This is a genomic window from Streptomyces sp. JK94, from assembly GCF_053613315.1.
Genome location: NZ_JBSICH010000036.1, coordinates 46756 through 68636, shown reverse-complemented (window position 1 = coordinate 68636; position 21881 = coordinate 46756). Strand labels below are relative to the sequence as shown.

Genomic DNA, 21881 nt, shown 5'->3' with positions numbered 1-21881 from the left:
CGGGCTACGGCTGGACGAGTCGGTCCAGGGCGTCGGTGAGCGTGAGCTCGCCGTCGTCCTTGGCGTCGTTCCACCGTGCCAGCGTGGACGCGGCCGCGCGCAGCATCTCCGGTGGGAGACCGGCGGCCGCGAGGGTTTCGGCGGCTTCCCCCAGTTCCGGGCCCCAGCGCCAGGCGCGGGCCGCGGTCTTGGCTACGTATTGCGGCTCGGACAGGTACGAGTCGGTGCGCCTCGAGACGACCTCGATGAGCTCCTGGTCGACACCGTGCTCGCGTGCCATGCCGACCGCGAGCGCCACCAGCACCCGCGATGCTTTCTGGAAGCTGGCGTACGACAACTTCAGCGCGGACGCCTTCCCCACCTCTGCGCCCAGCACTGCGGCCTGGACGGCGGTGTCCGTGAACAGCGCCTCGATGCGGGCCGTCGCGTCAGCAGCCCCGGACAAGTACAGGGTCGGCGTCTTGCTACCGACCGGCGGGGAGCCGACGACGCCGCCGTCCACAACGGTGGCGTGGGAGAGCAGCGCGGCGATCCGCTGCGTGCGCTCGGGGTTGATGGCGTTCGCCTCCACGTACACACCGGCGAAGCGGTGCCCGGCGACGTCGCGCGCCAGGTCCTCGGCAGCGGCCGGCGGGCAGAGGCTGATGACGATGTCGCTGCGGTCCAGCAGCTCATACAGCGTGGCTACGGGCGTCAGGCCGAACTGGTCGGCGCGCGCAGCGGACGCGGTACTGCGCCCGGCCTCGCACCACAGAACCGCGGCCGCGTTGGTCGCGGCGCAGGCGGCGACGGCGGCGCCCATGCTGCCGGGGTGGAGGATGCCGACGGTCGGCTGGTCCACGGTGCTACTCCGTCTCGTTGAGCAGGATGGCGATGGCGTCGGTGACGTCGTCGACGACGTGATGCGCGGAGGGAAGGCCGTCCGGCCAGGGTCGACCGCGCAGCCAGATGGTGCGCAGGCCGGCCTGGTGACCGCCGCCGACGTCGCCGGTCGGGTTGTCGCCGACCATCCAGCCGCCGTCCGCGAGGCTGACGCCGCACCGTCTGGCTCCGAGTTCGAAGAGGCGCCGGTCAGGCTTGCGGATCTCGAGGTCGCCCGAGGCAGCGACTCCGTGCACCAGGTCGGCGAGTCCGGTCCCGGCGAGCTTGGCGCGCTGGATGTCGCCAGCCCCGTTGGTGATGACGCCGATCGTCCATCCAGCCGCGCGCAGGTGAGCCAGGCCCTCAAGGACTTCGGAGCGGCAGGTGACGGCTGCCGCCATGAGGTCGACGTACTCCTGCCACAAGTCCGCGGCCGACACCTCGAGGCCGAAGGCCTCCCGCAGTCGGGCGAAGTCGCCGGCGGTCGCGCGGTCGGCCAGCTCGGTGCGCAGCCACTGCTCGGCATCTGGGGAGAGCGCGCGGGAGCGGCACAGTCGAGTCAGCGCGTCGCTGAGCGCCGACTGCCGGTCGGCCAGCGTGCCGTCCAGATCGAAAAACGCGAGGCGGGACATGGGCACGGACCCTACCGGGCGAGGCGCGGAACACAGTTCGCGGTGACAACGCATGCCGAACCTAGATCACGTGGTGTATCTTTTCACGATACGTTGCCTGAGATGGAGGCTGGAATGCCGGATCCGATGCGTCGAATCGGCGCCGTCGTGGACGCCGACACGCTTCCCCCGCCTCGCGTTCGACAGCAGCTGCGTATCGCTGGGGGTCTCACTCAGGCGGAAGTCGCCAAGGCCATCGGTGTCCAGCGTGTCGCCGTCGCACGGTGGGAGGCAGGACTCACCCAGCCTCACCGCAACAATCGCCTGAAGTACGCCGAGCTCCTTCGCCAGCTAGCCGAGGAACATCCGGCCGCCGTACAGGAGGTGTCGGATGAGGACTGACCTCGCACCGGTTTCGGGTACGCCGACTCCGCCTTCGGTTTCGAGGGGGTCGGGGTGACGTAGCCGCCACCGGCCGCGCGCGCCAAACAGCGGACTGACAATCCACCGGCCTCGCGCGGCCCTTCGCTCCGACCGGGCTTGACACCCCAGTCGGCTGCTCAGTCCCGGTTGACGCCGGTCCTGAGCTTCGGCTCATCGAGCCGCTCTTCCAATCGCAAAACCCGCCTGACAAGCGGGTCAAGCCCCTTTGACAAGGGCCACCAGCAACACCCCCGGTCGCTGACAACGACCGGTGCTTCACCCCACCCGAGGGGCCCTGACGGGGGCCCCGCAGCAAGACCGAGATGAGAGGAGAAATCTCCCCCCACCACAGGCCGTGGTGGTGACGCTCACCCGCTCCTCCCGGAGGGGGCTCGGTGTCTCCCAGGCAGTTCGTCGGCCGTCCCGCTTTCGCGGGGTGGTCCGGCTCGCATATGAGAGTTGGTGTCCCCGCCATAGTGCACGACCTGGCGTCCCCTTGTCAGCTCGACCGTGCCCGATTCACACCGGTTCGAGCCCTCCACGCTTCCCGCGTGACGGGATTCGCACACCCTGTTTGCCCTGTTCAGGGCATTAGTCACGAAGATTCTTCGGGGTGGAGTGTCACACCGCCTCCGGTCCCCGACGCCTTTTCCGAGAGGGGGACCCCTGTCCTCCTGGCGGCGCCGGTCGCCGCGGTGCTGCGGGGCTGCGTCCCGTGGGGCGGGACGCGATCCGAAGTTGTTGCCCGCCGGGCGGGAGGGATCGGGGGTCTCGCCGGATCCCGGCCTCTGTCCACAGGCGGTCCGCGCGAGGCTGCCGGAATGATCTCTTTCTCGTGCATCCGGGCGGGCCGGTGAGCGCCGTGGCGGCACCGGCCGCCCTGATGCTTCCCGCTCCGCGTTCGTCGGTCGATGACGTCGACGCGGTCGCCGTGCTGCCCGGCCTGTTCGTGCCGGAGGCGTCGCAGTGGCTGTCGACGTCGGCGGGCCGGATCGCGGGCGACGGCTACTCGTGGATGCAGGCGGTCCACTGGGTCGCCGGGTCCGGGCTCTACAAGCCGCGGCGGCACCGGTCGCACGGGCCGCGGTCGTTCGGGCCGACGACCGTGCGCGTCGCCCAGGAGCTCGCGCAGCTCTTCCCGTGCCGTCCGGGGATCGAGTACCTGGTGCGCCGGACCGGACTGTCGGAGCGGTCGGTACAGAACCACCTGCAGATCCTGCGGGAGACGGGGCTGCTCGCGTGGATCGTCAAGGGCACCCGGGTGTCCGACGGGCCGGCGCAGGCCAGCGAGTTCGCGCGGATGATCCCGGTGGAGTTCGACGCCGCTCTGGGGATCCGCACGGTGCAGCGCGATGAGGACGCTCCGGCGTACACGCGGGCGATGTCCGGGATCGCGGAGGCCGGCCGGGAGCTGATGGCGAAGCTGGCGAAGAAGGCGGCCCGGAAGGTGCGCAAGCCGCGCTCGAAGACGTCGTCGAAGGTCCCGGCGAAGGCCTCTGCGGGGGGTGCTGAGCAGGGGGTTGTGACGGCTGTTTCGGATGAGGTCCGTTGCACCCCAATGCAGGTCGGTACCTCAACTGCTTCTTCTGCGGGTGGTACTTCCTTCTCCCCTGAGAGCAAGCTCGCAAGCGGTGATGCCAAGTCCCCCACCCCGAAGAAGTCCAAGGCGAAGGCCGGCGGTCGCCGGAAGCTGAACGTCGTCGGCCGCCGTTTCCAGCTGGCCCGTGAACTGACCCAGGAGCTGGACTGGCTGCGCGGCTGCTCAGTGCCCCGGATCGCCTGGGTGGCCCGGAACGTGGCCGATGCCGGATGGACCGTGACCGACGTCAAGGGCTGGCTGCACCTGCGCGGCGAGGCGGCAAGGGTCCGCCGGGGCTCGGGTCTGCTCGCCGTGCTGCTGGCCGGTGCCGAGACGGTCCTGGACACCCCGCAGAAGCGGGCCGACGCCGTCGAGCAGTGGCGCGGCGCCCAGGAAGCGGCCCGTCGGCACCGCATTCAGCAGGTCCGCGCCCGCACCGAGCGGTACGAGGGCGACTGGGACGCACCCACCAGCCGCGCGGTCCGCAATGAGGTGGAGGCCGCCTTCGCCCAGGTCAGGGAAGCGGCGAACGGCGGTCGCCATCACGACCAGGCCCTGGCCACTGATGACCAGCGTGAACCGCAAGGGCTGGCGGACCCGCAGATCGACCAGATGCGCGCCCAGGCACAGGGCGAGCTCATGCGAGGCGAGACCGACCTGATCGAACTGACCGTCGACTCCATGGGCCCCGAGGCCGCCGAACGCATCTACGGCGCGGACATGATGCGCCGCGCCCGCCAGCTCGCAAGTGCCGCACGCAGCTCGCTCATGACCATCACCCACCGGTAGGAGGCCCAGATGACCGAGACCACCACCCTCACCGAGCAGGCCACCGTCGACGGCCCGGAACGGACCGGCGTCGACCTCGCGCGGGTCGCGCTGCACGCCGCCCGCGAGGCCGCCCGCAAGCGCGGTAACACCGAAGACCGGACCCCGCGCCGCCGCCCCGAACGCCGCGCCGTGAAGCGCGACGGCCGCGAGCCGAGCGGCTTCGCCGCCGTGCTCCAGGGCCTGATGGCGGAGCGGGCCTGGGCGATCCCGGCCGCTGGCGGCAGCGTGCTGGACCGCTGGACGGACATCGCGGCCGCGGTCTCCTCCCGGCTGCCCGAGCACGTCCAGGCCGTGGCGTTCCACCCGGCCAGCGGGCAGCTGGACCTGCGCCCGGACTCGCCTGCCTACGCCACCCAGCTCCGGCTGATCACCGCCCGGATCATCGCCGCAGCGAACCAGGAGGTCGGCACCGACGCCGTCCGCGCCGTGCGGGTCCTGGCCGTCGGCGCCGCGCATGCGCCCCGTGCGGCGGAGCCCGCCCCACAGAGTGCGGCCGAGCCCCAAGCGCCGGTGAAGACCCGCGACACCGCTTCGCCGGGCTATCAGCAGGCGTTGGCAGCGCACCTGGCCGTCGTCACCGACAGGCGGGTGGACCCGGGCATCGCGGAGGCCGTTGAGCGGCAGACCAGGGCGATGCGCGAGCTGAGCCGGCGGGCGTTCCCGGAGCCGAAAGCACCCTCGGACGACCAGCCGGCCTGGATCGGGACGGCTCGCATTCAGCGCCGACGCGAGTCCGAGGCCACCCGCGCCCTGGCACTACGCCGGGCCCGGGCGGAACGTGCCGCCCGGCAGGAGCAGACAGTGGCCGACATAGCCCACCCGGCTGCACTGCGCACCACCGCGTAAACCGTCGTGCCGCCGGGACAACGACTGCGAACCTCGAAGCACCGAATTCTCCTCGAGACAACCACCCGACGCCCGACGGCGGGGCTGCCCGGTGGAGGCAGCCGTCGTTGGGCATGACCAAGGAACCCTCTTGCACGGCGCGCGCCGCCATGCCAGAACTGGAAGGCCAAGGCGATGGACATGGAACGCCCGGACTGGTTCGGCCAGGCCGACGACTGGTGGCGCGCTGCCGCGGGAGCCGATGTGGCCCGCCATGCCCAACCGGTTGGTGTCTCTTCCGACGGAAAGCTCTGCGTGCTGTGCTCCGACATGCCCTGGTCCGTCAACCTGCGCCTTCTTGCACCGCATATAGCCAGCCGCCTCAACGCCCAACGTCCTCCAGCTGTACCGGAGGTATCGGGGATCGCCGTGCTGAAGCCTTCCCCTCCCGAGGTACTGATCCAGCAGTGGGCGGACCTGGTCGGCGCGGACCTGGCCGACCAGGTCCGCCCACGCAGCCTGGCAGACTGGGGCCAGGAACTCGTCACGGAAGCGGACACAGCTCAGGCACGCGACCTGCTGGCCCAGCGCGCCACCGTTGTCCTCGATCGCCTGCGCTCCGTCCTGCCCGAGACGTCCATCGTCCGGCTGCGCGAGAGCAGCCTTCGCCCTGTGTGGGTGCTGGTCGCTACCTCACCCGGCTTCTCCGACCGGCAGTGTCTGGAGAACGTCCTCATGGACGTATGGCATGACGCGACGCAGACGGCCGGCCCCGAACACCCGCTGTGTCTTCTGCACGCTAATGAGACCGCGGCCGACCAGATGATCGAGGAATGGGCAACGTCTGTCCGATCGACTGATCTCCCAGCCCCACCACACGTCGACACCTTCACGTACCTCGGCACGGTCAGCCAGGGCGATGCGGACGCGCATCGCCGGCGCAATGAGTGGCTGGTGGGCACAGAGCGCGATCTCTGCGTCGCCTTCGTAGTCCGTGAAGGTGAAAAGATCCCCCTCGCCGAACTCGCCCGCGAAAGCGGAGCAGCCGTCTTTCAGGCTTGCATGCCGTGACCGTCAGACTCATCGGATGTCCGAGAAGGCGGCATGATGTCCTCATTCACCCCTGCAGGCCGAGCCTGGACGTTCCGGAAACGCCGCAGTCACCGTTGCATAAGGTGTGCAACTGTGACTGATGAGATGAGCGCGGTGCTGGCCGGGCTGACTCCCACCGTTGTTCCGGTCGACGGCGCCGACCCCGAGCTGATCGCGATCGGCGAACGCTACTGGGCCATGGCCGGTTTCCATCCTGAGCTGGGCACGCCTGTCTGGTGCGAGAAGACCGCAGACATCGACACACTCGGCTGGGGTGGCCCTCTCTACGTGATCGCGGCAGGTGGTGTGCGCGCCGTCGTCGACCACACCTGCCCTGAGTGCCAGCAGCAGCTCAGCCTGACCTCCCGGACCGCGCTTGCCGACCTGGCCAAGGGCGAGAGACCCGTGTGCGTGGCGTGCACGGAGTCCCTGATGTCCGCTCTGCAGACGCTCAACGACCCGAAACGCAAGGCCAAGCGTGAAGCAGCCCGTGCCCGCGCTGCAGAGCAGCAGGCACTCGATACAGCTGCAGCTGCCTGGCGACACGCACAGCGCGAGGTCATGGAAGATCGGTACCAGCTCACGTTCTCCAAGACGGTCCCCAGGGCCTCGGTGCGCGAGATGGTGGCAGCCTTGGCGTTGCTGCGGTACGCGCCGTCGACCACGCCGATCTCCGCGATCGGGTCCTGGCTCGATCCATTGCACCCCGCCCAGCGCGAAACCGTCCAGCTCCTGGGTGCACTGGTCCGGGCCGGCCTCATCAGGATCCACCCCACCACCTCGGTCACCGCTATGGAGTGGGAACCGGCCTCGTTCCAGGCCGCCCTCGCCGCGGCGGACGGTGCTCCCGACTCCGTACATGTGAGCCCTCAGCTGACATCGCAGTTCTTCCCGCTGGACAGCTGCTTCTACGCCCCGTTCGCCACGAGCGCGGGAACCGGGGCCCAGCACCTGGACACCGTGCTGAGCGAACGACTGGCACCGCAACGCCTCACTGCAGGCCAGCACAACGACCTCCTCGCCCTGACGCAGGAATGCATCGCTGAAGAGGCGCTGCGCTATTTCACCTACCGACTGGAAGACCTCAACCTTCCGGCCGTGACCGAAAATCACATCGCGAGATTGCGTGAGGCCGCCTACAAGGTGGCACGGCACCGGCCGCTGGGAGAGATCTACAACCTGGTCTGGCGCTCCACCCGGGCTGCTGCGGAATCTGCGCAGAAGAACCCCCGCGCTCCGCGCGTCAACATCAGTACACACGCGGTCAACCAGTTCGAGACCCACGCACTGCGCGCTGTCACCGAACCCACGTGGCCAATCAAGGCGTTCGGCGAGGTGACGGGCTGCGGACTGAGCGCCATGACCCGCACCCTCTTCTACACGGTGCTGGATCTTCAACCGCTGGAGACGTCTTTCTGCGACATCGAGCAGGGGCTTCCCCAGCCGGCCTCTGAGCCGGCACCCCCGGTTACTGAAACCGGAGTCCAGCCTGATGAGGCAGGCGTCCCGGACGATGACGACGAGCTGGCGTTCTTCATCCGGTGGCTCCACACCTACCCTGGCAGCTGGGACCCGGAGGCCGTCTTTCGGTGCCTCGATGACTTGGAGCAGACCGCTGCCGGGATGGAGTACGACGTTGAGCAGCGGGTCGCCAGGCGGGCGGTCGCGCACCTCAAGCTGCTGCACGAGCGTCTGGCCGTTGTGCTCGACCCGCGTCAGGCCGCTCTCGCAGTCGTGGCGGCTACCGATCTTCTGCAGCACCCGGTCACTGGCAGAGACCCGGAGTCAATGCGGCCCATCGGAGCCGTTGTGCGCCAACGCCTGGTGGAGACCGTCCTCCAGACGATGCCGGAGGCCTCGGCTGATGAGTGATCCGGCAATACACCGAACCTTCCAGGGTTCAGACCTCACGGCGAAGGCCGCCCGGATCACCCGGCGGCCTTCGCGCTGCATCGAACCTCCGTGCCGCTGCGTAGTTGGTTGTGCCGCTATGGGGTGCGGTAGCGGTCGTGGAGGATCTTGACGGTCTCGGTCCAGGCGCTGTCGGCCTGCTGGGGCAAATGATGGCCGGCGTGGTCAGCGAGCTGCCGGTAGACCGGGTGCATGGCCCCGTCCTCCGTAGTGATCAGAGCGGTGAGCAGGGCCGGACGTTGGGGTTTCGCGCTACGGGGGCGCGCGGTGGGCCTGACCCGGCGCAGCACCTGCGCCTGATCGGATTCCGTCAGCTCGCCCAGGCCCTTGACCTGGGCACACAGGTCGGTGAGGGGCACGGTCTTGCCCAGTCGGGCTGCGTGTTCCAGAACGTCGCGTACGGCGTCAGCGAGGCCTGCCCCGTTGAACGGTTCCGGGCGGGAGGCCGGGGGGCGCGGTGAGCGGCCGCGCGGCGGCTGAGGGGCCCGCGGCGCGGGTGCGGGTTCCGGATCGTTCTGCCACTCCTGCACCTGGAGGCGTTGTTCGTCGGTGAGCCAGGCCGAAGCCTGCTCCGCGGCCTTCGCGAGTTGGTTGAGCTGGCGGAGCGTGACCCCCATACCGTGCGCCTTGTGCTGTGCGAGAACCTGCAGCAGTCGTTCGACTTTCTGCAGGGCCTTGCGCTCCTGGAAAGTCGGTTCCCGTGGCGTCGGCACGCCGACTCCGCGCTCCAGCCTCAGCAGCGCGTCGGCAGCCTTCCTGATCAGTTCGTTTTCTTCCGCGGTGGCCCCGCCGTGCGTCACTTCCTCTGCCCTGTTCAGCCAGCGGCGGATCTCCGTACGGCTACGCCCGTCACTGACCGCCTCCTCGAGGGCGGCCATGACAGCGTCACGGTCCTGCGACGGGACACCGTGCGTGGCGTCGCTGACGGCCCGCGGGGTCGGCCGACTCTGTGGCGGTGGGGCCTTGGGCGTCCGTACACCGATGGGCCGCCGTATGGTGCGCAGCCGGCGGATTTCTTCGACCGCCGGGGTGGTGAGCCCCGAGTCGGTGAGCTCCACCTCGTCCAAGTCGAACCAGTCGGTGGTCCCGCCATGGCGTTCGGTACCTACCTGGATCCGGCGGCGGGTGCCGTCGGGGACGAGCTGGATGCGGTTGACATAGCCCTGCCGCAGCAGCACGTCCGGATCCGGCGTCATCTCCGGGCCGAGCACCAGTCGGGCGGGGTCCTCTTCCTCCGATGCGGAAGAGCCGGGTGATGAGAGCAGCACCCGAAGGCTGTCGCGCCCGGCGGGGTCGAAGAGCACGTCCCGGCCGATCGAGCCGTCGGCATCGCGCGCGATGGTGGCTGTGGCGGTGATGTCCTGGCCCGCCAGCCAGTCCAACAGTCCGTGCTTGATGTACAGGTGGTCCGCGCTGGAAACCCCGGATGCCTTGCGGGCGCAGGTGGAGGTGTGCTCGGGATCGGGCCTGTGCGCGAAGTGGCAGGCGCGGTCGGTGTACAGCTTGGTGAAGAGCTGGTGGCCGCACCCGCCCAGCCACGTCCCGCACCAGTAGGTCTGGTTGGCGTGGCGGGTCCGGAAGTCGTCGAGCTCTATCGCTTCCATCGGAAGGACCACGGGGAGCTCGGAATCGGGGTTGCCGATCACTGCGGTCTGCACGCGGCGTTTGTCCAGGGCCATGCAACCTCCAGCCGTACTGGAGACGAGATCCGCCTCCGGCCGGCACCCGGCCACACTGCCGGGCACCCAACTGATTGACAGTACCCCCCGCCACTGACAACGCTGGAGCCGCTAAGCACGATGTTCGGCCCGACAGTCTCCCCTGTCGAGGTAGGGGCCTCGGCTGTCGGTGCCACGCCGTAGCGTGCGCCCATGAGGTACACGTTCACGCCGCCGGTTCCGGCGGAACAGATCCGGCAGCTACCCACCCGAGACGTTGCGATCCTTCTCCTGCAGCACCTCGCCGGCGGAACCGGCTTCCTGCAGTACGCAGGAACGATGGGCTCGGCCCGCCAAGCGTTCCAGGACGAACCGGACGCCGAGAACCTCGTCGACCGCCTCTCCGATGCCTGGGCCTGGCTGGAGGCACACGCGCTACTGTCCCGGGTGCCCAGTCAGTCGGAGGGTTTCCGTCAACTGTCACCGGTGAAGACCCGCGACATGGCCCCGCCCGGCTTCCACCGGGCCTTGGCCGCCCACCAGGCCGTCCCGCGTGTCCAGCACGTCAGCTCGGGCGTCACCGAGGCGATCGAACGGCAGAACAGGGCCATGCGTGAGCTCAGCCGGCGCGCGTTCCCCGAGCCCGACGCCGCCCCGGACGATGCGCCGGCCTCGATGAACGATGCTCGCCTCCAGCGACGTCGTCAGGCAGCGGCGACCGAGGCCGCCGCCCTGCGCCGGGCCCGTGCCGAGAAAGCCGACCGCCCGATGGCCGCACCGCAGCAGCTGGAGCGGACCGCGTGATCCCGCAGCCGTCTGCCCAACCCGACCGTTTCACTCATGTGCCGCCGAAGAAGGAGACCGCCATGGAGCCCACATCCCCTCTTGTGCCGGATCAGCCGAGCCGGGAGCGCGCGCGTGCTGCTGTTCATGCAGTCCTGAACGGCCCCGGCCTGGCGGGTGAGCTCGATGCCGTACGGCTCGCCGCGGTGGTCTTGCAGGCCCTGATCCCACCCGGGGAAAAGTCAGTGACGCTGCGCTCACAGAGCCTGGGGGAGTGGGTCGGGGTGTCCCTCTCGCATGTGGCATCGCTCGTGACTCCCGGGCTGCGCCGGGCGGCTTGGCACACCGCTCCGGACGCGGACCCGGGCCTTGTGTTCACGTCGCCCACCGCGGCCGCCCCGGACGGGGCCCTGCGGCCTGTGGTGTCTGCGCTCTTCGCGCCGGGCACCGGGTTGATGGGAACGCGCACGGGACGCGGGGCGGCCACAGACCGGCTCGCGTTCCTGCTGCTGGTCCTGGATACCTCGGCAACGGGCGAGGTCCGGCTGATCGACGGACCAGTCGACAGCCAGCGCGGCCGTATCTCCGCGACGATCGCGGCCCTGCTGGGGTGTGGCTTGCCGGGAGCATCGAAGATCGCAGACCGGCTGGAGGCGATGAACCTGGTGGAGCGACGGCGGGAGGAGACCGCGTCTGGCCTGTATCAGGGCACCCGCCTGTTCATCCCCGCAGCCCGCCAGTAGGTGCTGCCGCCAAGCCAGGCCGACCCGAACATCTGCCCCCGGGGCGCGCGTTGTTCGTTCAGTGCGGGGTGTGACAGTTCGGGTCGGTGCAGCTGCCGGCCAGCGCCAGCGTGCGGTCCTGCGGGGGCGCATCCAGCCACTCCGCACGCATGGCCTGGAGCCGGTCGATGTCCGAGGCGAGTTCTGGCACCTTGGCCCGCAGCGCGTCGGCCCATTGCTGGGTGAGCGCCCGCCCGTTGACGTACAGCTCCCCGTCCCGGCCTCCGACGGCGAACAGCACGCCGCCCCTCTGGGCGGGGATCACCATCGCGCCCACCGGCTCGGCGACCTTGCCCTGGCGTACCAGCACCGCGGTGGCGGTTTGAGCCTCGGCCAGGGCTTCCTCGTCCACCGTTGGCATCGGGTCGGGGCCGGCGGGCGGCAACAGGGGCGTCACGCCGTCCTGGGGCGCATCGTCCAGGCCGCGGCCGGCGAACTGGTTGTTCTCGTAGAAGGTGACCATCCCCGCCAGCAGCGGCATGTCCTGGCGCAGCCGTTCGGCCACCGACGGCGTGAGCCGTTCGCCGTTGGCCAGCACCTGCCCGCTTCTGCCGACGGCGACGGAGAGCGCCTTGCCGTCCGGGGTGAAGTGGTACTTCACATCCGTGCCGCTGGCCATCAGCCCGGTGTCGATCGCCCGGTCCCACAGCCGCATGACCCGCTCGACTTCCGCCTGCGGGAACGGCGGCGCGGCCTGCGGCTGGATGCCAGGCTGGCGGCGCGCGTCACGTGCCGCGCGCTTCTTCTTGATCCGCCCCATCGGGGTCTCCCTTGCTCGTCGGCCGGCCCCCGCCGGTCAACGAACACCCCGTCGCTGCGGACACGACCGCGCCACTCGTCCGGCTCCGCTCGTGCGGTGTGCCGGACGCGGGTCAGTCAGGGCCGGGTACCTAGCAGGTCGGGGACACGGCTGGTCTGCCCCAGCCAGACAGCGACGTCCTGGTCGATGTACTCGACCAGGCGCAGGACCTCGGCGTGGGCCTCGCGCAGGGTGAGCCGGCGGGTCCGGCCGCGGCGGTCGCTCTGGCCCGGGAGGGGAACTCGGTCGATCAGCGGCTCATGGTGGGCGGCCCGGTTGCGCAGGGAACGGACGTGGCTGGCGGTGGTGAACACCGTCGTCCGCTTGCCGCCGCTGTTCGGGAACGCCTTGTGCAGGGCCTTGCGCCACAGGGTGGAGTCGTAGTCGACGTTCTTGCGGTACGGCCCGTCGCCGCGGGTGCCGCCCTTGTCGAGCAGGTTCACCCAGCAGCCGAAGGTCGACTCTGCCACGATCTTCCCGGCCGGGACCGCCTGGAGGGTCTTCTGCGCCGGCTTCCCGGTCGCCAGGTCGGCGGGCATGGTGATGTTGCGCCACGTCGTCTTGAAGCCGCTCATGGTCCGGTCGTCGAACAAGTCGGTGCGCGCGTACCAGGTGGCGCCGTAGGCGGCGGCGAGCTGCTCCGCTATGGCGTTGCGCAGGATGACCTCGGCAAGGGCGATCACCTCACCGAACGCGGCCGACAGACGCACGTTCCACAGGTACAGCTCCATCGCTGCCGCCGGCGTAGCCGTGACGGTGAGGAACGGAGCCAGGCGGGGCCGGGAAATCAGCGGCTCCAGGAGCTTGAGCTGCTCCGTCGTCGGTTGTATCTGCACCCCCCTGATGTATCATGGTCGACAGATTCCCCGGTTCAGCCTCTGGCTTACGTCACGCGACCGGGGTCAGACTTTTGAAGGCCCTCACCAGCTGGTGAGGGCCTTCAGCTCTGCGCCGGGCAGGCATCCACCACCAGGCTCCGAGGCCGCCCCGTTTCAGTGATCTCCGGCCCGACTGTCAGGATGTCTGCGCGCTGGCGGGTGCGGGGTCCAGAGAGTCGAGGAGCTCCCCGAAGGTGATCTCCTCGTCGTCGTAGTCGAAGGTCATGGCAGCGGCGAGCGCCTCCCACCGGTCGGTGCTGCGCCCGCAGCGGTCCAGCAAGATCGTCAGGGCGACGTCGGGTTCGTGGCGGGCGAGGACCTCGTCGGCGGGGATCTGGCGCAGGTGCTCCAGGGTGCGGTAGCGGGACTTCACGACGGCGCGGTAGACCTCGGAGCGGGAGAGGATCTCCCCGGTGGCGGGGGAGTCGAGCCAGGACTGCAGGACGGCCGCGGGGTCGGGGTGCTTGCCGAGTTCCTCGTCGTCCACCAGCCGCACCACACCGTCGTCCTCGTCCTCGTCCTCGGGCACTGGGATGGCGGCCGCCGCGGCCAGGAACCAGTCGGGGCCGCCGGCCTTCTCAGCGATCCAGGCCAGTTCAGCGGGGTGCAGCCCGTTCAGGACATCCGCGACGGCGGTGTGCGGGATGTGCGGGTTGCCGACGAGGACGGTCAGGGCCTGGACGCGGCGGTGCTCGTAGTGGCGTTCCAGGAGCCGGGCCGGGCGGTCGTGGTCGGGGTCGGTGTTGTCGAGGACGCGGATCAGGGTCCGGCTCGGCTTGGGGGAGACGACGGCCGGCTGATCCAGCCGGGCGAGCTGGGCACAGGCCCCGGCGAGGTGGTCGGGGTTGGCGCTGAGGAGGGCCAGGTCCTCGGCGAGACGCAGGACGCGGCCGTCGAACTCGTGGTCGCCTTCCTGCTTGTCGGACCAGGTGAGCAGCTGGCCGCGGGTGACGAGAGCGTCGGCGGCCGCGTGCAGCTGGTCGGCGGCGAGGTCGGCCAGGCGCGGGTTGCTGCGGACACGGTTGGCGATGTGGTACAGGGTCCGGCGGGCGGTCACCCGCGGGTTGGGCAGGCCGGCCAGCTCAGGCATGCACAGGGCCGGCAGGCAGGCGCGCAACAGGTCCTCACTGAGAGCGGGCGCCGGATCGGCGGGGAGTTCCGCGCCGTCGGGGTCGGCGGCGCGGAGGCGGGAGCCCTCGAGGGCCTGGGTCTCGGCTTGGTCCAGCAGCAGATGCTGGACGGCCGCCCCGAGCGTGGGGTGTGCGGCCAGCTCCGACCACCGCTCGGGACACCGGGCCAGCATCGCCCAGCCGCTGTGGCCGGCCAGGTCCAGCGACCAGTCCTTCGAGAAATCGGACACGGCCTCCCAGCCCTCTTCGGGCTCCGGGTGGAGCAGGTACGCGGCGAGCGGAGTCAGGCAGGCCTCCAGGACGGCGTCGAACAGTTCTGGCGGCACGGGCGGGGCAGGTGCGTCCGCTTCGGTGCGGGTGTAACGGTCGAGATCCCAGGACCGGACGACCTGCTCCACCTCGTAGCTGGAGAGGCGGGGCAGGAGAGCGATAGCGGCCTCGACCTGCCCAGGGTGCCGTGCCAGAGCGGAGACCAGCCCGGCCCAGGCCCTTCGGTGCCGCAGGATGGCGGGCACATCGGCGGCGGTCACCGTGCCTGCGGCGGCCAGGGCGGCCAGCGTCTTGTCGTCGGCGTGCACCAGGAGCCGGCCGCGCAGCCGCTTGGCCGACGTCCGAGTCAGCAGCGTGGGCAGTGCGGCATTGAGGGCTTCCTTGGAGAGGTCCTCGCTCATCGCGAGTTCCCGCCACAGCGGGTACGTACGGGCATTGACCATCCTCGGATCCCCTCCCACGCCTGACCTGGCGTCACCGCCCGGTCGCCGTCCGTGAGACGACCGTACGGCGCATCCGGGCCCGGGTGGGGCGCGATCCACAAAGTTCGTCGGATCACGACGCCGGTGGCGTCACACCCAGAAGGGGCCGCCGCGCTGGGACAGGACGGTGGGGGTGAGCGTGTTCTCGAGGACGGCTTGCCGCCACAGGGTGCGGTTCTTGTACTGGGCCTGGTCGATGTCCTGGGGGTTGTGCTGCCACTCGGCCAGATGATGAGCGACGGCGGCGAGGACAGCAGCGTCACCGTCCGCGGCCTCCTGCAGCCTCGCCGCGTGCAGAGCGGCCACAGCGGCAAGGGCAGGGTGATAGCTCAGCCCCATCACGGGCTCCGGCGCGTCAATCCCCTGCCGGAGCGCGGTGATCGCCTCCTGGAGGTGCTCGTCATCTTCCGGTGCGGGAACCGTCACCAGCGCCTCGAGGAGCACCGCGGCCTCGGTGGTGTTCAGCAGCGTGGTGGTACTGCCGCTGAAGGCGTGGTGGAAGACCCGCAGAAGCACGTCGGTGAGGCGGGGCTTGGCCCGCCGGTCGAACAGGCAGTGGGCGCACAGCCAGGCCATCGGGACGTACGGCCGACGCGGGTGGGGCATCCGGCCGATGAGCTCGCCGGCCACCACCGGCGCGGCGCACAGGTTGCAGGAGGAGTCCGCGACAGCCGTCTTCGTGCGCATCGGCGCGACCAGACCGCCGGGCGCGGGCGGCTCGGGGTGGCTGTAGGCGCGGTACGAGTCGGGGTCCTCGATCCAGGCCCGGGCCTGGATGATGGCGTCGCGCAGCTGCTCATCCGTTGCCTCGGCACGGCTGGGCGCTCCCATCCAGTTGTTCAGCTGCGTCTGGACGAAGGGGATCGGTTCGCGCAGTGCTCCCGCTAGCGGCCCCACGTAGGTAGCCAGAAGCTTGCGCAGCTCGGCCCGGTACAGCTTGTCGGGATCCTCGTAGGAGGGAGCAGGAAGCCCACTCGGCATGGACGACGGGTCCTCCAGCCACCGCTCGACATTGGTGAGCGCGACACCGAGCTGAGCCAGCGAGACACCTGACCTCGTCTTCGCCCCGATCGAGTCGTTGACGATGCCGTTGATCCGGCGTCCGTGAATGCCCGTCGCGGCGGCGAGCTGCTCCACCCTCCAGTTGAGCCGTTGCCTCGCCTGGCTCTCGGTGAGCAGGACGACCGGCTCGCACGTCCGGCACGGAACTCCGGCCGCGGAGGCCGGCCGTTCGCCGCACTGCCCGCACACGAACCCCGGGCACGCCGAACACAGCGTCTCCAGACCCTCGCCCTCCCCAGCCGCCGGCGGACACTGCTCCTGGCGCAGCTGCTCGGCGAGCGACCGGCACTCGCCCGCGCAGTTCTCGGTGGCGGCCGCGGCGCCGGGCTGATGGACCAGGGCCTCACGCACGGTAGGCCACAGCACGGTCGCGTGGGGGTCGGTGAAGTCGTCGGCATGCCACTGCTCCAGCTGCGCGGCCCGGTAGGCGGCCAGCAGGCGTTTGTCGCTACCGTTTGCAACCTTGCTGTGCTCGCGGTCATCAAGGCAGCCGCAGCGCAGCCGCTCGGCGTATCCGCAGAACTCGGCGCCGAAGGACCCGCACTGCGGACACATCGTCCACTGATAGGGCTCGTCGTCGTAGGTGCGCATCCCCGTCACCTCGTGAAACCGCCAAGGCCCGCCCCAAGGGTCGGGTCGCCCCCAGGAGTCGATGCCCGGATCGTCGTCGGGGAAGAACGGACCCTCGGACAGCAACGTCAGCCCCTGCCACTCCTCCGGCACGCCTACCGGCAGACAGCGGCCGGCCTCCTCCCCCCAACTGCCACCCCAGTAGTCGCTGCCCTCGGCGGCCATGGCGAACCGGCCCCACCACACCGGGGCCTCCCGCTCGGCCGCGAACCAGATCCGCTGCTCCGGCAGCCAGAACGCCGGCGTGCACGACGAACCCTTGCTGTCGTAGAAGGTCACCGGCTCGTACGCCCAGGGCACTCGCAGGTGGTCGAAGAAAACCGACCAGCGGGCATGGAGTTCCGTGCGGAACTCTGTCGTGACCACCTCGTACGTCATGGATTTACGCCCCGCCCGGTCTGTTTTGGTCTGCCGTCACACGATGGGCCCGCCGGGCGGGGGCGGCTGGCCGGGGTCACCGGTTCAGCCCAGTGAAGTCGCCCGGCAGAGGGCGTGGCGAGCTACGAGTTGGACGCCGATGCTGACGGGTCTGCGGCATGCGTAAGTTGGCGAGGGGCGGCTATGTGGTGTCGACGTACCTGATCTGGCCGAGCCAGGCGCGGACGGCGTAGGTGAGGGCCAGGAGTCCGGGCGAGAAGATACCGGCCCATGCTGCGCCCAGGGCGATGGGGTCGAGGTGTACGCCGTGCATGTCGCTGAAGCTCACGGCGCACAGCACAGTCATCACAATGATCGCGGGTGGTAGCACCACGGCCACAAGAGACAGGGGCATTTTGCGGTGGCCGTAGAGGAGACCGATCACCAGATGGAAGAGGGTGATCACCGGAGGCAGGAGCCAGGAAGTTGGTCCGGCGAAGTCGTCGGAAGAGTAGGCAATGCTGCCGGTCACGAAGGCTACGAGCGCCAGGTGGGCGAGCCCCACGGAGGTCAGGACGGCCCGTGCAACCGGGCTGGTGATCGTGTGGACATGGACAGTCTTGGTACTGCGACTGCGGTGCGGTGAGGAAGCGGGGGGCAGTGGGGCCCGGGAGTCCGGGGCCACGGTCTGCTCGTCTTCCGGTCCGTCCTCGTCTTCGTCTTCGGTGTCGGTGCCCCAGTCCGCTTCGGCTTCTTCCCCGTCGTCGACGTCTTCGTCCAGGTCGTCATCGTCGTGTCCGGTAGAGCCCGGCTCGGGCGGCGGTGGGGGCGCGTCGGCGGAGGCGAAGTAGTCCTCGAACCCGGTTTCCAGGTGTGTGAGGGAAGCACTGACGACGCCGACGGCCCAGGCGGAGGTCGGCTGGTCGGCGTCTGGCTGCTGTGCCTGGTCGGTGATGGCTTCCTGCAGTCCCAGCAGCCACGGGCGGGCGACCTCGGGGGCGAGTTCGGATGCGACGGTCCTGGCCGCCAGGGATAGAAGCTGCCTTGGTGCCGCGGCTACGGCGCGGGCCGCGCCCGCGGCGAGCGCAGGCTGGTCGGGTGTGGCCCGGGCGATGACGGTAAGGCCCTGATGTCGCTGTTCTGTCGAGAGGTGGGGGTGGGGCAGGAGCTGTTCGATGAACTGCTGGTCGCTGGCTTCTTCGACTTCAGTGACCAGGGCGGCCCCGAGGAGGTCGGGGCCCATCGTGCCCCAGCGGGCTCCGTCGCCGGAGGGGTAGGCGGCGGTGAGGATGTCCTCGTACGCGGCGAGCCGGGCCCCGTCGTGTGGTGCCGTGTTGGGGAAGCCGCTGTAGTGCACGTCGAAGCCGGCCGCGACGGCGGCTCGGGCGTCGGACCGTCTTCTTGCGCCGGTCAGGGTCTGGACGGAGACGAGGGTGCGCATCAGGTTTTCGTCGAAGAACAGTCCGCGGGCCTCCACGATCCTGCGCCAGTAGCTCATCTCGTGGGCGATCAGTACGTCCATGGGGTTCTCGTGGCGGGCGAAGGAGTCGTTCAGCGTGGTGAGGACTTCGGCAAGCGCCGCCATATGCAGAGAGATGACCTTGTCGTCGTCCGGCTTCACGGTGCCGGTTAAGGTGCCGTCCTTTTCGGTGTCCGGGGTCAAAGGGGAGGTGGCCCATTCGTGGCCGGCGTTTCGCAGGGCACGGATGCGCTCGGTGAAGGCTCGTTTGGCGTCGTCGAAGGCGGACTCCGTGCTGGTGTTGCTGAGTGCGTCGGCAGGATCGATCGCGACGGGGGCGCCGGTGCTGATCACGCTCGTGCCCTGCCGGGCGAGGCGCAGGGAGGGCCACCAGTTGTCGTGGCCGCGGGCCAGGAGGAGCACGCGCACCGGTTGGCCGCCGCGGCGTGCGGCGAGGATGTCGAGGATCTGGTCGATCTGGGTGCGGCGGGTCTCGGCGTAGTCGACGGCGATCAGCAGCGGGTATTTGCTGGTGGCGAGCATGCCGTAGGGCGGCGGTTGTTGGAGCGGGGTGTCGGCGAGGAAGCCGCCGGTCCATCCCCGTGCTGCGGGCTGGTCCGGGCGGGGCTGGGCCAGGCGGTGGAGTAACTCGGTCATCAGGCGGGTCTTACCGATGCCGCCCATGCCGGTGACGGCGGTGATGTCCGTGGAGCGGCTGGTGCGGCACCAGGCGTCGAGAGTGTCGAGCTGTCCGGTCATGCCGGACATGGGGACGACGGCCGAGCGGGCGTGGAGCAGGTAGGAGGAGGAGAGCTGCGGGTCGGGCACGTCGGTGAACAGCACGCTCAGGTCGGCAGGCTGTAGCTGCGGCGCCATTCCCGTCACGGAAGTGACCGCGTCGGTGAAGCCGGGCGAGGCGAACAGCCGGGCGGCCGGCATCACGTACAGCAGGCCGCCCTGCCAGTGGTCCGAGGCGAAGGTCGCCACGCCCACGAGCATGTCGTGGCAGAACGCTCCGGCCCCGGACATGCCCCGCCACAGTTCGGCCGAGCCGGTGGACGCATCGCTCAGTTCGAAGCCGTAGTGCCCGCCCCGGGATCCCGTTTCGGGCTTGATGTGCCCGTCGACGCTCTTTAGGTCAGGGACGAACGTCTGCGGGTCGTCGGGCAGCGCCAGGCGCATGGCCCTCGGGAAGCCGGTCATCGTGCACATCGGCCGGGCGGCGGGGTAATCGCAGGTCAGCTCTCCCCAGCGTGCGACAGCGAGGTCCGTGCCCAGCACGGAGTGGTCAGCGGACAGCAGGACGACGTCCAGCGCGGCATCCGCCCAGATGACCTCGGCCTCCGCTGTCCGGCCGGCCTTGTCCCGGACCGTGACGGGCTGCATGTCCCCGCCAGGGCAAGCGACATGGTGCGCGGTGAGGACGACTCCGGGCGCGACCAGGCAGCCCGACCCGAACATCGGGACACGCGGATTGATGACTTCGACAGTCCGCTGCTCCACCGGCTGCGCCGTTACATGCCGGCAGGAGGAGCGGGGATCGGGTCCAGGCCCCGTTCGTCACCGATGAGTGTCCGGCGACCATCCGGCGAGGACTCGACTTCCAACGTGACGGTCATGCGGTGGGTCGCGGTCCGGGCACGCTCCCCGCGGGCGTCGGCCGAGACGACGAACGCCTTGACCCCGCCGCTGGCTGACGCGGCATGGCGCAGCTCGATTCCAAGGTCGAGAGTGACGTCCTTGACGGTGAAGCGGACCGGAGAGCCGTCCCCATCTTGTTGGGCAGCCACCAGTCCGGCACGAACCGCCTTGATCGCTTCGGACAGCTCAGTTCCTTCTAACTCCATGTGTCCCCCCGGATTACTTCTGTGACGGGCCTAGTCTGCCGACCGGTGCCCGGATAGGGAAGGCGTCCCCGCGCCGAAGAGCGCAGAACGGCTGAAGGTGATGGACCTGGTGGAGCGGCGGGTGGAGGGGACCGCGTCCGGCCTCGGCCTGTATCAGGGCACCCGTCTGTTCATCCCCGCAGCCCGCCAGTAGGCGCTGCCAGCATGAGGCAACAGCCTCCTCGCGACGATCAGGAGCGGCGGGCGGTGACCAAGCGCCATCGCCACCGTGTGTGCTGTGCTCCGTCGATCCAGCGGGTCGGTGAGGCTTCCGGGAGGGGCAGGCCGGCCATGAAGGCGGCGATGTCGCTGTAGTAGGCGAAGTCGCCGCCGCGGGTGTCACGGTCATAATCCTCTTCGTGACCGTACTGATCACCAAGGGTATGAAGCCGGCCGACGCCGTCCTCGTCGTTGGCTGCACCGGTCTCCTCGGAGCCGTCGTAACGCGAGCCTGTACCACCAGCAGGCTGACCGCACACTTGCGCCCCGCCTGGGCAGAGCTGCAGGCCACCCCGGCCTGACTTCTCAGCATGTCCACCGTTCACAAGGTCCGGCGCCTCAAAGAGGTGCCGGACGGCGACAGCGCCATCGGCCAGTTGGCCTGTGCCCTGCGCAGGTCGCCGTGCTCGCGGACGTAGACGGTCGCTGCCTCGATGCCGCGCCGCCAGTGTGCGTGCTCGGGGTTGAGCGGTGCCGTCGGTGGCGACGCCAGCCGCGAACTCGGCGAGGACCCGGCGCCGGTGGCCCGGATTGTGGTCACCGCACAACCAGTCGGCCCGGACCGTCTTCGGGAACAGCCCGGGGTCGTTGGCGTGCAGTTTCGCGGCGACGTCGGGAAGGCCGGCCGCGAACGCCTCGGCTTCCTTGACGGCGTGGTGGAAGACGAGCGTGCGCCGAAATCCCTCCTCCGACGACGCCCTGAGCAGCGCGGTCTGCAGGGCGGCGAGCCGGGCTCCGCGGACCGCGTCCGAACGTGCCTCGGTGCCGAAAGCTGGGCGGCCTGGAGCTGGGTGTCGGTGATGTCCACACACACCACCTGGTAGGGCTCGCAGATTCCGCGGTCGATCGTTTCCGAGAGTCAGCGTGAACGTCCTGCTGCCGAAGGGTCCTGCGGGGTCGTCTTCCATACTCGCGACCAGCTCGCCGGGTGTGCCGGCCACGTCCTCGTCCCCGAGCTGCCACAGGCGGGGCGTGGCTGTCATGAACAGGCGCCGAAGCGACGGGATACGGGCGTTGTCGTGCACGACGGCCCACGGCTCACCGATCCGGCCCGAAGTTCGGTGGGCTTCGTCCACGACGATCAGGTCCCACCCCGGAAGGCCCTCCTGGTGGGCGCGCTCCAGCGTGCCCAGCCCGAGGGAGGCGTAGGTGGCGAACACGGTGACCTTGTCTAACGGCCGCACCCAGTCGACCAGCTCCGGCACGTCCGTGGTGTTGGGGGGACCCCACTCCCTCACCCCGCGCGTCGATCTTCCAACTGTCGCCGTCATCCCAGCACTGGACCCGGTAGAGGGCGGTAAGGCAGCTGGTCGAGTACGCCGGCCAGGTAGTAGTCGGTGCCGCACCCACGTC

At 69.8% G+C, this 21881-nt stretch carries 17 protein-coding genes; 7 read left to right on the top strand and 10 right to left on the bottom strand.

Annotated features, from left to right (window positions below; all coding sequences use genetic code 11):
* Positions 1-4: 4 nt before the first annotated feature.
* The gene (locus ACVV2G_RS27590; protein WP_453845473.1) at positions 5-841 is read right to left on the bottom strand and encodes a DUF1932 domain-containing protein; all 837 of its coding nucleotides are present in this window, start codon (positions 839-841) and stop codon (positions 5-7) included.
* 4 nt (positions 842-845) lie between these two features.
* On the bottom strand, positions 846-1493 hold the full coding sequence (locus ACVV2G_RS27585) for an HAD family hydrolase (protein WP_453845472.1): 648 nt from the start codon (positions 1491-1493) through the stop codon (positions 846-848).
* 102 nt (positions 1494-1595) lie between these two features.
* Between ACVV2G_RS27585 and ACVV2G_RS27580 the strand changes: the two genes are divergently transcribed.
* The 5 genes from ACVV2G_RS27580 (at position 1596) to ACVV2G_RS27560 (ending at position 8094) form a co-directional block, all read left to right on the top strand.
* Positions 1596-1874 (top strand): helix-turn-helix transcriptional regulator, encoded by a 279-nt coding sequence (locus ACVV2G_RS27580; RefSeq protein WP_453845471.1) that lies wholly within the window; start codon positions 1596-1598, stop codon positions 1872-1874.
* 904 nt (positions 1875-2778) lie between these two features.
* Positions 2779-4263, top strand: coding sequence for a transcriptional regulator (locus tag ACVV2G_RS27575; RefSeq protein ID WP_453845525.1), 1485 nt, complete (start codon positions 2779-2781; stop codon positions 4261-4263).
* A gap of 9 nt (positions 4264-4272) precedes the next feature.
* Positions 4273-5151 (top strand): DciA family protein, encoded by an 879-nt coding sequence (locus ACVV2G_RS27570; protein ID WP_453845470.1) that lies wholly within the window; start codon positions 4273-4275, stop codon positions 5149-5151.
* A gap of 180 nt (positions 5152-5331) precedes the next feature.
* Complete coding sequence (locus ACVV2G_RS27565; RefSeq protein ID WP_453845469.1) at positions 5332-6201, top strand: DciA family protein; 870 nt, start codon at positions 5332-5334, stop codon at positions 6199-6201.
* A gap of 114 nt (positions 6202-6315) precedes the next feature.
* The gene (locus ACVV2G_RS27560; RefSeq protein WP_453845468.1) at positions 6316-8094 is read left to right on the top strand and encodes a hypothetical protein; all 1779 of its coding nucleotides are present in this window, start codon (positions 6316-6318) and stop codon (positions 8092-8094) included.
* A gap of 116 nt (positions 8095-8210) precedes the next feature.
* Here ACVV2G_RS27560 and ACVV2G_RS27555 read toward each other — a convergent pair whose 3' ends face one another.
* Positions 8211-9812 carry a hypothetical protein gene (locus ACVV2G_RS27555; protein WP_453845467.1) on the bottom strand — a complete coding sequence of 534 codons (1602 nt, stop codon included), beginning with the start codon at positions 9810-9812 and terminating at the stop codon, positions 8211-8213.
* Between the two features lie 192 nt (positions 9813-10004).
* Between ACVV2G_RS27555 and ACVV2G_RS27550 the strand changes: the two genes are divergently transcribed.
* Both ACVV2G_RS27550 and ACVV2G_RS27545 read left to right on the top strand, forming a co-directional pair.
* On the top strand, positions 10005-10595 hold the full coding sequence (locus tag ACVV2G_RS27550; RefSeq protein ID WP_453845466.1) for a hypothetical protein: 591 nt from the start codon (positions 10005-10007) through the stop codon (positions 10593-10595).
* A gap of 62 nt (positions 10596-10657) precedes the next feature.
* Positions 10658-11317 carry a hypothetical protein gene (locus ACVV2G_RS27545; protein ID WP_453845465.1) on the top strand — a complete coding sequence of 220 codons (660 nt, stop codon included), beginning with the start codon at positions 10658-10660 and terminating at the stop codon, positions 11315-11317.
* A gap of 58 nt (positions 11318-11375) precedes the next feature.
* Here ACVV2G_RS27545 and ACVV2G_RS27540 read toward each other — a convergent pair whose 3' ends face one another.
* The 7 genes from ACVV2G_RS27540 to ACVV2G_RS27510 form a co-directional block, all read right to left on the bottom strand.
* A complete protein-coding gene (locus ACVV2G_RS27540) occupies positions 11376-12116 on the bottom strand; it encodes a hypothetical protein (protein ID WP_453845464.1) in 741 nt (246 codons plus the stop codon).
* A 116-nt stretch (positions 12117-12232) separates the two neighbouring features.
* Positions 12233-12991, bottom strand: a complete 759-nt coding sequence (locus tag ACVV2G_RS27535) for an Abi family protein (RefSeq protein ID WP_453845463.1) — start codon at positions 12989-12991, stop codon at positions 12233-12235.
* Between the two features lie 178 nt (positions 12992-13169).
* Positions 13170-14876, bottom strand: coding sequence for a hypothetical protein (locus ACVV2G_RS27530; RefSeq protein ID WP_453845462.1), 1707 nt, complete (start codon positions 14874-14876; stop codon positions 13170-13172).
* 129 nt (positions 14877-15005) lie between these two features.
* Positions 15006-16985, bottom strand: coding sequence for a hypothetical protein (locus ACVV2G_RS27525; protein WP_453845461.1), 1980 nt, complete (start codon positions 16983-16985; stop codon positions 15006-15008).
* 181 nt (positions 16986-17166) lie between these two features.
* Positions 17167-19884, bottom strand: a complete 2718-nt coding sequence (locus tag ACVV2G_RS27520) for a S1 family peptidase (RefSeq protein ID WP_453845524.1) — start codon at positions 19882-19884, stop codon at positions 17167-17169.
* Positions 19885-19937: 53 nt separating this feature from the next.
* Positions 19938-20270, bottom strand: coding sequence for a trypco2 family protein (locus ACVV2G_RS27515; protein WP_453845460.1), 333 nt, complete (start codon positions 20268-20270; stop codon positions 19938-19940).
* A 230-nt stretch (positions 20271-20500) separates the two neighbouring features.
* Positions 20501-21733: a DEAD/DEAH box helicase gene (locus tag ACVV2G_RS27510; protein WP_453845459.1), complete on the bottom strand. Its 1233-nt coding sequence runs from the start codon at positions 21731-21733 to the stop codon at positions 20501-20503.
* Positions 21734-21881 lie beyond the last annotated feature (148 nt).